This window comes from Bacteroidota bacterium (assembly GCA_013696965.1).
GTDB lineage: Bacteria > Bacteroidota > Bacteroidia > JACCXN01 > JACCXN01 > JACCXN01.
Window position 1 is genome coordinate 23,889 of the sequence record JACCXN010000091.1, and the last position, 14,303, is coordinate 38,191.

The window sequence follows — 14,303 nt, forward strand, 5'->3', positions numbered from 1 at the left end:
TAAATGAAAAACTATTCAGCAACTTTAAGCAATTTTGCAGGATTACCCACATATATACCATTTTCCTTTAGCACCGTTTTCTTTGTAACAACTGTTCCCATTCCAATCACACAATTTTCAGGCAGCGTTAATCTTGGGTGAACAATGGCACTTAGAAATACTTTAGAGCCCCTTAAAGCTGTTACATGACCTCCTAAAATCCCATTGCATCTAACTTGTACATTATCATTTACTATGCAATCATGTCCTGCATGTGCATTTTTTAACCACAATGTATCATTATTTATCGTGGTTGGATTAACTGTTCCGCTATCAATGGTAACTTGCTTTGTAAAACGATTGTTGTTTCCAATGATTACGCCTTTTTTTTCCTGATCAAAAAACTTAATGCTTTCACCTACATCTCCTATAATACAGTGGGAACCTATATGATTATTATTTCCCAAAACTACATTTTCTTCCAGTATTGAATATGCGCCAATAAAATTCCCTATCCCCATCTTTACTGAAGGATGAATTAAAGCTGATTGGTGTATTTGGTTTCCAGGAAAAGTCAGTTTTTCGGTTATCATATTCTTAAATCTTCAAATAATTAATTTTACTAATTGTTACAAACATCATCATTATAATTTACTTCTTAAAGCATTATCGATGATTTTTACCCTGTTTTCAATGGTATGGTCTCTTAATGTTCTCTGTTGTCCAGCTTTGGCTATCTTTTGGGCTTCCAGGGGATTATTTAACAACCATTTTACCTTATCTATACATTCTTCAACTGATTTGTAAGTAACAATTTCCTTATCTAAGTCGAATAAATCAGATAAATTTTCTTTCCAATCTGTAACCAGGCAAGTTCCAATTCCGGTAGCTTCAAACAATCTTACATTTCCTGCACATTTTTTTGCTATGTCTCCATGGATATTAAAACAGAGTTTTGAATTAGAAAGCATTTTATACATATCCATTCCAAAAACCGGTGGCCTGATAGCATGAATCAATTTCTTAGAATAATATTTTATTTGAGTATCACCGTGCTTTTTATATTTGTTCAAAACCGGGATACCATCTACCAGGAAGCTGCAATTAATATTGTTCAATAAATTTACTGTTAAATTCATTCCTTGTTTAAGGAGTATCCTGCTGCGCTTTTCTATATTACCATAAATAGTCATATCGATGCCTGAATCAATAATACTTTCGATATATTCGATCCTGGTTTTATGAAGGCCATACCCGGTCAAAAGTGAGCCTGTAAATACAAAATCTGTTTCAGGAAAATTGTTTGCGATTGTCCCTGTTTTGTCAAGAATTGAATGATCAAAAGAATGATATACAAGTTGGGTAGTTACACCCATTTCAGTAAGTTCATTTGCTGTACAAGGAGAACAGGTGAACATGATATCAAAAAAGGAGAATGAATCGGCAATTTCCTGATTATATGGAGCACAAATATGGCCTACAATCAATTTAAGCGAAGGAACTTCATTTCTTAGTTTTTGTATCCACTTTTTATTTAACAATTTAGTTGTATCTATCCATACAACCTGGGGCTGATAGCATTTTATTTGTTCAAATATCAATTCCTGAAAAGAAAAAATTTTACCCCCAGAATGTTCCTTTGCCCATGTTTGTTGAAGTGCTTCGGCATTAGAAACAATATCCATAGCGTCAATTCCTGCTTTTCTTAGATATTTACCATATGAACTAACCATTTCAATAGAATCATTTGTTAGATGATTATACTGTTCATCATAACTTAATTGATCAACATCCGGAAATCTATCATAATAATTCCTTAAATATTCGCCATAATAATCTGTGACTCTAATAAAACGGTAACTCATAATAATTAACCTAATCTAAATAATTTTTCTATTATTTAAAATTGTAAACGATATTAAAATAAATGGTAGAATTCCACCTGTGATAAAGCTTGTAAGTAAAGGCGCACTTAAAAAAATATAAATGTAGCTAAAAAAGACACCAAAATAAGCGGTATGTAAATTAAAGGAATTGAAAAGACTAAAAAGCAAAGAAAAAATCACTGAAAATAATAGTACTCCCAGATACCCAAGATTCATGAAACCATCTGATACTATTCCATTATTGGCATAAGCTTCTGAATCTCCCCAATAAATTTTTGTAATATGAAAACCAATAGGTGTATCATAAGGACTACTTACAAACAAATTAAAGAAACTGCTTTCAGCAAAATAAAAAGGATTTCCATCGAAAAAATCAAAATACCAATGGGTTAATAAAGCAGGAATAAAAAGAAACCTGTTAACGAAAGTTCCACCTAAAAAAGGGCTTTTAAAAACAAAAAGATCAATAAGAGGAAATAGTATAAATAAAATAACTGTAATGGAAAAAAAATTTGAGATTTTGGAAACATAGTCTTTACCGATGTAATAAAAATAAACAACTAATATAGTAGTAAAATAAACTGCCTTGTTTCCTGAAATAACAAAAAGATATAACAATATAATAACAAACAACCCGATAAACAAAGGCTTTTTATTGATCATGAAAAACACCAGGGCAATTGGTATAATTGTTTTTACCTCAAAATGGTATAAATAACTTAAATAGCCTGTTAAATTCTCAGAAAAAGCATCTCTGGTTTCATATATTTCCGACAGAAGTAAAGTATTCAAATTAATGTTTAACTTAAAAGTTGCTATAATTGGAACCAATAAAAGCAGTGATATACAAATTAATATAAATTCTTTATGTTTTAAAGAGGCAGTTACATAGGGCACAGAAAATTTAATATAAGGTGTAATCAAGAAAACAGAAATGAAAAAAACATTTGAAATAAAGGGACCGGGAGCAATATTGCTAAATGAAAAAAGTATTGCATTGGGTATGAAAAAAAAGAAAAGCAATAACAAGTATATGGAATATAAAAATTTGCTTTTTTTAAATAAATTATGGGAAAGTATTAATAATGCAACGAAAACTATTTTAGTAATTAAATACTTGAGCATATTCAGATCAGGAACAAAACCCAAATAAGCAAAATCTGAAGATATGAAAAAATAATAATAAAATTCCAAAACAATGTAAACTGCACACAACAATAGCTTTAGTCTAAAAAAATCTTTTGCAACAAATAATTTAAAAGAGGACATCTATCTAAAATTTTGTTTTAATTTATTTTCATAATTTTTCACAATGAAAAAAATCATCATAATGTTAATTAAATGCATTATTACTTCTATTGCTACATAGATTAATAAAAATTCATAAATCTCTAAGTTTCTAAAAAACAACAAAGAAAGAATAGCGAAAAAATAGGCTGACTGCCAGATACTATTAAGCCGGATTTTTTCAAATGTTAAAAAAACGGATGAAAATGTTGATCCAATAAAATTTAACATGAAACTGAATATTAAAATTTGAGAAAATGAGCCGGAAACTGTATACTTTTCTCCGAATACGAATCCAAAGATTTGTGGTCCTAAAAAAAGAATTACAAGTACCTCAACACAAATCACGGTTAAAAGCAAGTACATAATATTCATTACATCTTTTTTTATACTTAAGGAATTATGTTTTTTTTCTGTGATCTGTTGAAAAAACACCTGTGAAATTGTGGAGGCAATAAAAATAAGCGGGATGGACAAGACCATTCTTGAGAGATCTAAATATCCTACAATTTCTGTGGAATAAATTTTATTGATGAATAAAAAAGGCAGTATAGTGGCAGCACTACTAAGCAAGGTTGGAATTGCATTGAACTTTGGATAATCAATATATTTTTTAAAGACAAACGCTATTTTTTTGGGTGATACAAATCTGAGTTGATATTTATTCCTGAAAATTTGTCTTATTCCTGCAATTATATTTGCAGCGTTTCCTAATAAATCACCAATGAATAATCCGCCAGGAACTTTTAAAAAACCTAAAATTCCTTGAACAGCCCCTTCAACTGCCCGTCTGATTATTTTATTAGTGGTAGAAGCCTTAAATGCTTTTTGACGAATCAGCCAATAATTTATGCTTTGATATATTCCAAATAATGAACAGGCAAAGGGTAAAAAATATAAATAAATGGAATGTTTTTCGGGGAAATTAATGAATTGAGCGATTTCATTTTTAAAAAAAAATATAAAGAAAAATAAGATAGTGCTGAATAAAATATTAAGAATAAAGGTAAGAGAGAGGATATTTCCGGCCTCATTGTTGTTTTTGGGCAATACAATTGTGGCTTCATACCTTAGGGCAGATACAATTGTAATCATACTAAAAATACTTAGATAAACAGACATTGCTCCAAAATCCTCCGGAGTGTAAATCCTTCTTAAAACAGGATGCAATAATAAAGGAATGGCCTGTGCCAGGATAGTGCCACTAACTAAAGTCAATGAATTCTTTGTAAATTCAGATTTTAAAAGAAGTTGCTTCATGACTTAATCCGGTAGCCTTAGACTATTGCCTGTAATAAGTAAAATCAAAATAAACAAAGTACTATTGGATAAATTAAGCTATTAGCTTTTTCGCCTTTTGATATAAATTAAGAAACAGGCTAATTAAAACGCCCAAAAACATTCCTAAAAAACCAAACCCAATGGCCTTCTTAAACATGCCGGTATAAATATCAACTACTTCATAAGGATTACTAGTAATTACGAAGTCTAATTCTTTTGAAAAAGCAAGTTCTTTTTCAATTTTTTGTTTTTGTTCAAATAGTTCTATATAACTCCAGTTCCCAAACTTTCCATTGGTAAGTAATTTAATCAATGAAGCATTTGATTCGTAATAGCCTTTGCCTAAATTTTTCTTATCTATCGCTTCTTCAATTAAATTATCAACAACTTCCAGGAGTTTTTGTTTTTGTGATCGGGCAAAAATTTCACGTCTTTTTACGTATTCATTTATGATCACATAATGTTCAACTCCTTTTATTATACTATCCACAGCCTCTTTATTATTTGCCTCTATTCTGATTTCAATTAAATTTGAAGGTTTAATTTCTGCTTTTATTACCCTTAAATCGTTTAAAATATTCTGAGATAAACCAGGCTCATTAGGAAGAATTTCACTATTTAAAGAACTGGAAATATGCTTTAATTTCAAACCAACGGAATTGATGATTTCCACCATCATATCATTTGGAATTTGATTCGATTGTACAGTATATGTTTTTAAATAATAATACCTGGGCTGTTTAAAATTTTTAATTAAATCATAGGTTCCCAGTAATACCCCAATAAAAAAAAACGCAATTAATAATTTTTTTTTCTTTTTTAAAATGTAAATGGAATCTGCAAATAGTTTTAATAAATCTATTTCATTTTCAGTATTTGTCATAAAAAAAACAATATGTATTATTGGAGTTGAACTTAAATTATTTTCTTCTATTTGGCATAACTAACCGCCCTGGTTTCCCTTATCACAGTAACTTTCACCTGTCCAGGGTAGGTCATTTCAGTTTGTATTTTTTGAGAAATATCAAAAGCAAGTTTTCCTGCTTCAGCATCGGAAACTTTTTCGCTTTCAACTATCACTCTTAATTCTCTACCTGCTTGTATTGCATAGGTTTTCATTACACCAGGGTGTGAGAGTGCAAGGGATTCAAGGTCTTTAAGCCTTTTTATATACGATTCCACAACTTCTCTTCTTGCTCCTGGTCTTGCTCCTGAAATTGCATCACACACCTGAACAATTGGTGAGATCATACTTGTCATCTCAATTTCATCGTGATGGGCACCAATTGCATTACAGATTTCCGGCTTTTCTTTGTATTTTTCTGCCAGTTTCATCCCCAAAATAGCGTGCGGAAGTTCCGGTTCATCATCTGGCACTTTACCAATATCATGCAAAAGTCCGGCTCTTTTTGCAAGCTTAACGTTCAGCCCAAGCTCTGTGGCCATAATGGCGCAAAGGTTTGCAACCTCACGGGAATGCTGTAATAAATTTTGTCCATACGAAGAACGGTATTTCATACGTCCAACCATTCTTATTAATTCCGGATGAAGACCATGAATTCCTAAATCAATGGTTGTTCTTTTACCTGTTTCAATAATTTCCTCTTCTATTTGTTTTTGCACTTTAGCAACTACCTCCTCAATACGGGCAGGGTGAATACGACCATCCGAAACTAATTGATGCAAGGCAAGTCTTGCAACTTCCCTACGAATAGGGTCAAAACAGGAAAGAATGATTGCTTCGGGAGTATCATCAACGATTATTTCCACACCCGTTGCAGCTTCCAGGGCCCTGATATTTCTTCCTTCCCTTCCAATAATCCTACCTTTTATTTCGTCACTTTCGATATTAAAAACAGTAACCGAATTTTCGATGGCATGCTCAGTGGCAACACGTTGAATGGTTTGCAGTACAACTTTTTTCGCCTCTTTGTTAGCAGTTAACTTTGCTTCATCTACAATATCACGAATATAGGACATTGCATCTGTTTTTGCTTCTTCCTTTAGGGCTTCAACCAATTGTGATTTGGCATTTTCAACGGATAGCCCTGAAATACTCTCAAGTTGTTGCACCTGGTTTTTATGGATTCGCTCTGTTTCCTCCTGTTTTTTTCCTACCAGGACAAGCTGATTGTTAAGGTTTTCGCGTATAGCATCAATTTCCTGCTCTTTCTTTCGAAGCTCTTCATTTTTTTGAGCAAGATGGGTTTCTTTTTGTTTTATTTTATTTTCTGAAACAGTTATAACCTGATTCTTCTCATTAATGTGTTTTTCATGATCAGACTTAAGCTGTAGAAACTTTTCTTTAGCCTGCAAAATCTTTTCTTTTTTAATCACCTCAGCCTCTGCTTCGGCTTCCTTAAGAATTTGATTTGATTTTTTTTCATTGGCTTTTCTAATCAGGGTTGAACCTAAAACCACACCTGCAACCAATGAAAATAATGTTGCAAAAATAATTGGTATATATTCCATTTAATTATTAATTTTAAGTGTGCAGAATTGTTTTCTGCAAACATTGTTTATAAAAAAAACCGACATCAACTCTTAGTATGAACTGAAATTAAAAACAAATTTCAGTATCAACTTTACAATGGAGCGGTCCATTGAACAGAATCAAATGCGGGATAATTTTTGTTCCTTTATCAGTGGCTCTTCCACTTAACGGAAACAACAATGTTTTATTAAAGAACGTTAAACATTTTTGAGATAATTGTCAATAAGAGAATCTAATTCTTCCAGTTGTACTACCAGGTTTTCGGATTCATTTCTAGAGTTTGCTGCAACTGACTCATTTGCAAATTGCAAAGCGCTCATGGCTAAAAGGTCTTGTCTGTCCCTTACAGCATAATTCTGCTCAAAATCTTTTATTTTATCTTCTACTAGTTTAGCCGCTTTCCTTACATTCTCCTCTTCATTTTCCTTCACAGTAAGTGGATAAGAACGACCGGCAATTACAATTTTTATGGAAAGTTCTCTCATATTAATTCAGCAAAGGATTTCTCTTTCGCATCTTTCATTTTCATTATCTATTCAAAAAAGCTATACAGTTATCAATTTCCCGCACCAATTCATTTATTTTAAGCTTTGCCTTCTGCGAATTTTCATCCGTATCCGACAATGATTTTGCAAGTTTAATTATTTTAATCTTTTCCTCTAAATTATTTATTGTAGTTTTTAGTATTTCCTTTTGCTCTAACAGGTTAGAGTTTTCTCTTTTCAACTCTGTGTTCTGCTTCAATAGGGTACCATGCAAAGATATTAATGTTTCTATTTTTGCCCGAAACTCATTTATCCTATTTGATACATTACTCATGGCTAGAGCATTATGCTTGTTTAATTAATTGCCAAATCTAAGGTAATTCATACACTTAAACAAGTAAATTTTCGTTTATCTGTGCAATATTTCTGTGATTTCTCGGGTTGAAATTAGATTTTAAAATAAATTTGTAACTAAATTACCATTCCAATATGCCTTTTTTTTACAGATTTGTATGCTCTTGCCTTTCTATCTGTTCACTATCCATTTTTTCCTTTGCTCAACAAGAGTATCCAAAAGATTATTTCAGGTCTCCCCTTGATATTCCTATTCTTTTATCAGGAAATTTTGGTGAATTAAGATCAAACCATTTTCATGCTGGCCTGGATATGAAAACAGAAGGCGTGGAAGGAAAGAAAATTTATGCAGTTGCCGATGGATATGTTTCAAGAATAAAGATTTCACCCTGGGGTTATGGCAAAGTGCTTTATATTACCCATCCCAATGGGTTTGTAACTGTGTATGCCCATTTAAGAAATTTTAACGATATAATAGGATTGTTTATAAAGCAGGCCCAATATAAAGCTGAGGAGTTTGAGGTTGAACTGACATTACAACCTAATGAGTTAATTGTTAAAAAAGGGGATGTTGTCGCCTTTTCCGGAAATACAGGAGGTTCTGGCGGGCCCCATCTTCATTTTGAAATCAGGGATGAAAAATCTGAAAATCCCATTAATCCCCTGTTATTTGGTTTTGATATTAAAGATGATGTAAAACCAATAATTAAAGAAATTATCCTTTATCCCCTTAGTCCAACAAGCACTGTTAACAATTCCAACCAGTTTAAAAGGTTCACTCCTGCTTGCGGAAGTCCTGGAAATTATTCTGTAAATAATCCCGTGTTGGTAAATGGTAAAATTGGTTTTGGAATTGACACTTATGATCTAAATAGCCTTGTATCTAACAAAGTAGGGGTTTATACAATTGAATTAAAAGTTGATGGAAACAGAAAATACTTTTACCGCATGGATCGCTTTAGCTTCGATCATTCCAGGTGCCTTAACAGTCATGTGGATTTCTCTATGTATAAAAAACAAAAACATTGGTTTCAAAAGTTATTTGTTGCGCCCAATAACAAGTTAACTATTTATCATGACTTAACTGACCGTGGTGTATTAACCTTTACAAAAGACACATCTCATCGGGTTGAATTTTTGGTTTCCGATTACAATGGGAATGTTTCTAAGCTTTTGTTATCGGTGCAATCAAAACCTGAGGGTTTGAAAAACAATCAGGAGAAAATATCCAGCAAAGCCGTTGCATTTTTTAAATATGGAACAGTCAATGAATTTAAAAATGAAAACATTTCTCTTACATTTCCAGAAGGTGTTTTTTATGATGATCTAAACTTTGAATTTCATACTACTGATACCATTAAGGGTGCCATTACACCTACTTATCATGTTCAGAATGTGTATGTGCCTGTTAACATTCCCTACAATCTTTCAATACGGGTTGATACCTTACCTGTAAATGTGAAGCGCAAAGCTCTTATTGTAAATGTAGATGAATATGGGGGGAAATTTCCGGTAGGTGGTGATTTAAGAAATGACTGGCTAACAGCAAATCCTAAGTTTCTTGGATCCTTTACTGTAATGCTTGATACCACTCCACCTGTTATTAGCCCATTGACAATATTCAACGGCACATCGGGGATTCGGGAAATCAAAATTAAAATAAGCGATGATTTATCCGGTATTAAAACCTATAGGGGTAGTATTGATGGAAAATGGGTGGTTATGGAATATGAGTACAAACAATCTCTTTTATTCCATACTTTTGAAAAAGAACTTTCAAAGGGCAAACATGTTTTTCATCTGGAAGTAAAAGATACCAGGGGAAACATTTCTGAATTTACTACTGAATTCAATAAATAGCAGCAGGAATTAAATTTATTGAACTATTTTTGTACCTATAACCTTTAATTTTAAAGATGCGGCAACTGCTCCTGTTAATCATTTTATTTGTTTCAGTGCAGGTTTTCTCCCAAGAGGAAAATAAAATAATCCAGTTTTCAGGTGTAGTGGTTGATGGAAACGATTTACAACCAGTGCCATTTACCAGTATTCTTATTAAAAACACAAGACGAGGGACTGTTTGCGATTACTATGGATTTTTCTCCATTGTTGCTCAAAAAAACGATACCATTGAGTTTTCAGCCGTGGGTTATAAAAAAACATCTTACATTATACCTGATTCACTCCAAGAGAATAGGTATTCTTTAATCCAAATGCTTTTTAGCGATACCATACTTTTAAGAGAAACAATAATTTATCCCTGGCCAACAAAAGAACAGTTCAAGGAAGCTTTTTTAAACCTAAGGATTCCTGATGATGACCTTGAAAGGGCTGTAAAAAATTTATCTCTGGCTGAGCTAAAAGAAAGATATAATTCTATGCCTATGGATGGAAGCATGAATTTCAAAAATCAAATGCAACAATATCAAAGCAAATTATATTATGCGGGCCAGTATCCTCCTAACAATCTTCTTAATCCAATTGCATGGTCTAAATTTATTAAGGCATGGAAGGCAGGGGAATTAAAAAGGGAGTGATTATTATTTGAAGATGAATAATTAGCAATAGGAGAAAATAAACATAAATACACATTAAAAGAAATTTAAGTAATCAAAATAAATAATTTAATAAGAACAATAAATTTAACTTATCTTTATTAGTATTAATAAAATCTCGCCTCTGATATAGCTCTACCTTTCAGAATCACCCAAATTAAATTATTAAATAATATAAATAAAAAGATGCTAAAGGCATATTTTTCTATTTTTGCGGCTCTATGACTCCGGCAAGGCTGATATTTATTTGCTTATTATTTATTTTTTCTAGAGTAAATGCTCAAGATAAAGCCACTGTATTTGGAAAAATTCAGGATTCAAACAAAAAGCCACTTGAAGCTGTTACAGTGGCAATGTTAGGAGAAACAACAGGTACCTATACGGATGAAAACGGAAAATTCGAACTTGAAATTCCATCAAACACTCCAGTAACCATTATTTGTTCATATGTTGGATATAAATCCGAAAGTGCAGTAATAACTCTGTCCAAAGGAGAATTTTATGAACTCAATTTTAAAATGAAACCTAGCTCATCCACTATTAATGAATTTACAATTGAGGACAAAGGAACTCGTTCAAAACCTCTTATAAGGATTGATCCTAAAACCGTAACTGTGCTTCCATCAGCAGCAGGAGGTGTTGAAGCAGTAATTAAAACACTTCCCGGAGTTTCTTCAAACAATGAATTAAGTTCCCAATACAATGTACGTGGAGGGAATTTTGATGAAAACCTTGTTTATGTTAATGACATAGAAATTTACAGGCCATTATTATTACGTTCCGGGCAGCAGGAAGGTTTAAGCTTTATTAATGCTGATATGGTTTCTTCCATTTTATTTTCCGCAGGAGGATTTGATGCCAAATACGGTGATAAATCAGCTTCGGTTCTTGATATTAAATACAGGAAACCTGTTGAATTTGGAGGTAATGCAAGTGCCAGTTTACTAGGGGCATCAGTTCATTTTGAAGGTGTAAGTAAAGGATACCGCTTAACCTATCAAATTGGAGCAAGGCAAAAATCCAATCAGTATTTGTTAGGTGCTATGGAAACAAAGGGCGATTACCGTCCATCCTTTACTGATGTCCAAACTTTTATTACTTATGATATTTCAGACAAATTCGAATTGAATTTTTTAGGAAACATCTCAAGAAACAAATTTAAGTTGGTTCCCCAAAACAGGGAGACTGATTTTGGGCATGTAAATGAAGCCCTTAGATTAACCATTTATTTTGACGGGCAGGAAATAGATGAATTCAATACCATGATGGGAGCAGTTTCTGGTATTTGGAAACCTGACAAAAACCTGACTCTAAAATTAATTTCATCTGTATTCAACACGCGTGAATCAGAAAATTTTGATATCCAGGGGCAATATTGGCTTGATGAACTCGAACGCGATTTAGGAAAGGATGAATTTGGCGAAGTTGCCTTTAATCGTGGAATAGGCACTTATCTAACACATTCCAGAAACGAATTAAAGGCAACAGTAATGAATCTGGAACATAAGGGATACTTCAACACTAGTGAACGGGAAATGAACTGGGGTGCCAGAATTCAATCAGAAAATATTAACGATAAGCTGAACGAATGGAAAATGATAGATTCTGCTTTTTATAGCATTCCAACTCCACCCGGGGACAATATTTACTTGCAGGACGTACTGCGAACCACTATCAAATTAAACTCTTTCCGCTACAATGCATTTATTCAAAATAGTTGGTATTGGGGCAAAACAACAGATTATGCCTTTACAGCTGGTATAAGGGGAAATTACTGGACATTGAACAAACAGATAATTGTTAGCCCCAGGTTAAACCTGTCTATAAAGCCCGATTGGAAAAAAGATTTTTTATTCAGAATTGCAGCTGGTGTTTATTCCCAACCCCCTTTTTACCGTGAATTACGTGACTTGCAAGGCAATATTAATATGGAAGTCCGAGCACAAAATTCATATCATTTTATTTTGGGCAGCGATAATAATTTTTCCATGTGGAACAGGCCCTTTAAATTCGTTTCAGAAATTTATTACAAGCACTACACAAACTTAATTCCCTATGAGGTTGATAACGTAAGACTTCGTTACTATGCCCGCAACAATGCAAAAGGATATGGAACAGGTGTGGATTTGAAAATAAACGGTGAGTTTGTGAAAGGGGTTGAATCCTGGGCTTCGCTTTCTTTTATGCAAACCAGGGAAGATATTTCCGATGATTTTTATTATGATTATTTTGATGAGGAGGGTAAAAAAGTACATCCTATTTACCGCAATACCCCGCAAGTTGTGGATAGCATGCGCATGGAACCAGGCTATATCCCCCGCCCCACTGATCAAAAAGTATTTTTTGGTATGTTTTTTCAGGATTATTTACCCCGTCTTCCTGATTTTAAAATGCACCTGAATTTTTTATTTGGCTCAAGATTGCCATTTGGACCACCATCCCATGAAAGATATAAAGATACCTTAAGAATGCCTCCTTACCGAAGAGTTGATATTGGTTTTTCCTATCAGATATATAGTGAATCAAAAAGGCCAAGAGATGGGAACCCTATGAGGCATATAAAAGATTTATGGATAAGTGCAGAAGTATTTAACCTTTTGCAAGTGAATAACATCATTTCCTACTTATGGGTAAAGGATGATCAGAATATTTATTACGCAGTACCAAATTATCTTACACCCCGCCTTATTAATGTAAAATTGGTTGCTAAATTCTAGCCGTGAATAGTTTCCTTTTTCCCGTAATTATTAATAATACCAGCCTCAAAGGCCAACCATTCTTTCCACCTGCTATCCACATTCTCGCCATTTGCATATTGTTTGGCGAATTTAAGGAACATGGTATAGTGCGTGGCCTCAGAAATCATTAATTGATGGTAAAAATCTGACAAGCTTTTATCTTGTATATTTTCAGAAAGCACTTTAAAACGTTCACAACTGCGGGCTTCAATAAGGGCAGAAAAAAGGAGCCGATCCACTAATACAATATTTCTGTTGTACCCTTTTCGGATAAACTTATACAATTCATTTACATACTCATCTTTTCTTTCCCTTCCAAGTACACCTCCCCTTGCAACAATACGGTCATGTACCATTTTAAAATGATCCAGTTCCTCCCTTGCAAGTTCAACTAAGGCATCAACCAAATCAGGATATTCAGGATAATTTACAATTATACTAATTGCGTTAGTTGCTGCTTTTTGTTCACAAAAGGCATGGTCAGTTAGGATTTCATCAATGTTTTTTTCAACAATATTTACCCATCTTGGGTCGGTTGGAAGTTTCAGGCCTAACATCTTGTTTGTTTTATTTGATGCAAATTTAAATATTCTCTAATTAGCAAGCTGCCTTAATCAAAATTAAAATAAAAGCATTTTTAAAAATGCTCTTTTATTAAACTTTGATTTTACCCTGTTTAATTAAATCAGCAAGAAAGCCAAAATAAGAAGTTGATTGTTTGCATTAATCTCTCGTAAAATTGCAAAGAAAATAAGCGCAAAGACCGCTAAGAATGATGCTTTGAGGCCTTTTCGATTCCTTTTGCACTTTTTAATGAAATCAACTCGTCATAATTATTTTTCAAACTCATAATCTCTTTCAACTTTGGCAATCCTGGTTTTAAAAGATTTATACCATTTCAACCTTCCTTTTTTTTGAGCAAGAATATGTTGGGAATTTGCTTTCCAGTTTTTTATGGCTTGAAGATCCCTCCAATAAGAAACAGTTATGCCAAGTTCCTCTTTTGCCGATTCCATGCCCAAAAAGCCGTCTTGTTCAGATGCAAGTCTTACCATTTTGTTTGCCATTTCAGAATAGCCGTCTGTATTTGCCATTTCTGAACTAAAGATTACTGCAAAATAAGGCGGTTCTGGTGTTTTGGCTATCATGTTTTTTTACTTTTTTAGTTACAGTTTCAATTATATGCTATCAACTATTATTAGTATATCTTTTAGTGATTTGTTGTAATAATGTGCATTTTCTAA

Annotated in this window: 14 protein-coding genes; 4 read left to right on the plus strand and 10 right to left on the minus strand. The window is 33.0% G+C overall.

Going from position 1 to position 14,303, the window contains the following annotated elements:
* Positions 1–11: 11 nt before the first annotated feature.
* From H0V01_12995 to H0V01_13005, 3 genes are read right to left on the minus strand one after another with little or no spacing between them, the layout of a single operon-like run.
* On the minus strand, positions 12–572 hold the full coding sequence (locus tag H0V01_12995; protein MBA2584292.1) for a hypothetical protein: 561 nt from the start codon (positions 570–572) through the stop codon (positions 12–14).
* 51 nt (positions 573–623) lie between these two features.
* Entirely contained in the window at positions 624–1,844 is a 1,221-nt protein-coding gene (locus tag H0V01_13000) for a glycosyltransferase (protein MBA2584293.1), read from the minus strand.
* 15 nt (positions 1,845–1,859) lie between these two features.
* Positions 1,860–2,789 carry an oligosaccharide repeat unit polymerase gene (locus H0V01_13005; protein MBA2584294.1) on the minus strand — a complete coding sequence of 310 codons (930 nt, stop codon included), beginning with the start codon at positions 2,787–2,789 and terminating at the stop codon, positions 1,860–1,862.
* 10 nt (positions 2,790–2,799) lie between these two features.
* On the opposite strand from H0V01_13005, the gene H0V01_13010 reads away from it, so the two are divergent.
* Positions 2,800–3,018, plus strand: a complete 219-nt coding sequence (locus H0V01_13010; GenBank protein ID MBA2584295.1) for a hypothetical protein — start codon at positions 2,800–2,802, stop codon at positions 3,016–3,018.
* A 116-nt stretch (positions 3,019–3,134) separates the two neighbouring features.
* Here the strand turns inward: H0V01_13010 and H0V01_13015 are convergent, their stop codons facing one another.
* The 5 genes from H0V01_13015 to H0V01_13035 all read right to left on the minus strand — a co-directional run bounded on the left by H0V01_13015 (position 3,135) and on the right by H0V01_13035 (position 7,746).
* Positions 3,135–4,412 carry a lipopolysaccharide biosynthesis protein gene (locus H0V01_13015; GenBank protein ID MBA2584296.1) on the minus strand — a complete coding sequence of 426 codons (1,278 nt, stop codon included), beginning with the start codon at positions 4,410–4,412 and terminating at the stop codon, positions 3,135–3,137.
* 73 nt (positions 4,413–4,485) lie between these two features.
* The gene (locus tag H0V01_13020; protein MBA2584297.1) at positions 4,486–5,316 is read right to left on the minus strand and encodes a hypothetical protein; all 831 of its coding nucleotides are present in this window, start codon (positions 5,314–5,316) and stop codon (positions 4,486–4,488) included.
* Between the two features lie 47 nt (positions 5,317–5,363).
* Positions 5,364–6,905 (minus strand): ribonuclease Y, encoded by a 1,542-nt coding sequence (gene rny / locus H0V01_13025; GenBank protein MBA2584298.1) that lies wholly within the window; start codon positions 6,903–6,905, stop codon positions 5,364–5,366.
* A 219-nt stretch (positions 6,906–7,124) separates the two neighbouring features.
* A complete protein-coding gene (locus H0V01_13030; protein MBA2584299.1) occupies positions 7,125–7,412 on the minus strand; it encodes a cell division protein ZapA in 288 nt (95 codons plus the stop codon).
* Positions 7,413–7,455: 43 nt separating this feature from the next.
* A complete protein-coding gene (locus H0V01_13035; protein MBA2584300.1) occupies positions 7,456–7,746 on the minus strand; it encodes a hypothetical protein in 291 nt (96 codons plus the stop codon).
* Positions 7,747–7,901: 155 nt separating this feature from the next.
* On the opposite strand from H0V01_13035, the gene H0V01_13040 reads away from it, so the two are divergent.
* The 3 genes from H0V01_13040 to H0V01_13050 all read left to right on the plus strand — a co-directional run bounded on the left by H0V01_13040 (position 7,902) and on the right by H0V01_13050 (position 13,038).
* Positions 7,902–9,626: a M23 family metallopeptidase gene (locus H0V01_13040; protein ID MBA2584301.1), complete on the plus strand. Its 1,725-nt coding sequence runs from the start codon at positions 7,902–7,904 to the stop codon at positions 9,624–9,626.
* A 56-nt stretch (positions 9,627–9,682) separates the two neighbouring features.
* Entirely contained in the window at positions 9,683–10,303 is a 621-nt protein-coding gene (locus tag H0V01_13045; GenBank protein MBA2584302.1) for a carboxypeptidase-like regulatory domain-containing protein, read from the plus strand.
* A 239-nt stretch (positions 10,304–10,542) separates the two neighbouring features.
* A complete protein-coding gene (locus tag H0V01_13050) occupies positions 10,543–13,038 on the plus strand; it encodes a carboxypeptidase-like regulatory domain-containing protein (GenBank protein ID MBA2584303.1) in 2,496 nt (831 codons plus the stop codon).
* On the opposite strand, the gene H0V01_13055 is transcribed toward H0V01_13050, so the two are convergent.
* Together H0V01_13055 and H0V01_13060 are read right to left on the minus strand one after the other, a co-directional pair.
* On the minus strand, positions 13,035–13,616 hold the full coding sequence (locus tag H0V01_13055; GenBank protein ID MBA2584304.1) for a tRNA-(ms[2]io[6]A)-hydroxylase: 582 nt from the start codon (positions 13,614–13,616) through the stop codon (positions 13,035–13,037). The genes H0V01_13050 and H0V01_13055 overlap by 4 nt on opposite strands.
* A gap of 276 nt (positions 13,617–13,892) precedes the next feature.
* Complete coding sequence (locus tag H0V01_13060) at positions 13,893–14,207, minus strand: antibiotic biosynthesis monooxygenase (protein ID MBA2584305.1); 315 nt, start codon at positions 14,205–14,207, stop codon at positions 13,893–13,895.
* Between the last annotated feature and the right edge of the window lie 96 nt (positions 14,208–14,303).

Coding starts and splice junctions, on each gene's coding strand:
- H0V01_12995 (MBA2584292.1), bottom strand. CDS start 572: ATGATAACCGAAAAACTGACTTTTCCTGGAAACCAAATACACCAATCA.
- H0V01_13000 (MBA2584293.1), bottom strand. CDS start 1,844: ATGAGTTACCGTTTTATTAGAGTCACAGATTATTATGGCGAATATTTA.
- H0V01_13010 (MBA2584295.1), top strand. CDS start 2,800: ATGAAAAAAACATTTGAAATAAAGGGACCGGGAGCAATATTGCTAAAT.
- H0V01_13015 (MBA2584296.1), bottom strand. CDS start 4,412: ATGAAGCAACTTCTTTTAAAATCTGAATTTACAAAGAATTCATTGACT.
- H0V01_13020 (MBA2584297.1), bottom strand. CDS start 5,316: ATGACAAATACTGAAAATGAAATAGATTTATTAAAACTATTTGCAGAT.
- rny (MBA2584298.1), bottom strand. CDS start 6,905: ATGGAATATATACCAATTATTTTTGCAACATTATTTTCATTGGTTGCA.
- H0V01_13030 (MBA2584299.1), bottom strand. CDS start 7,412: ATGAGAGAACTTTCCATAAAAATTGTAATTGCCGGTCGTTCTTATCCA.
- H0V01_13035 (MBA2584300.1), bottom strand. CDS start 7,746: ATGAGTAATGTATCAAATAGGATAAATGAGTTTCGGGCAAAAATAGAA.
- H0V01_13040 (MBA2584301.1), top strand. CDS start 7,902: ATGCCTTTTTTTTACAGATTTGTATGCTCTTGCCTTTCTATCTGTTCA.
- H0V01_13045 (MBA2584302.1), top strand. CDS start 9,683: ATGCGGCAACTGCTCCTGTTAATCATTTTATTTGTTTCAGTGCAGGTT.
- H0V01_13050 (MBA2584303.1), top strand. CDS start 10,543: ATGACTCCGGCAAGGCTGATATTTATTTGCTTATTATTTATTTTTTCT.
- H0V01_13055 (MBA2584304.1), bottom strand. CDS start 13,616: ATGTTAGGCCTGAAACTTCCAACCGACCCAAGATGGGTAAATATTGTT.
- H0V01_13060 (MBA2584305.1), bottom strand. CDS start 14,207: ATGATAGCCAAAACACCAGAACCGCCTTATTTTGCAGTAATCTTTAGT.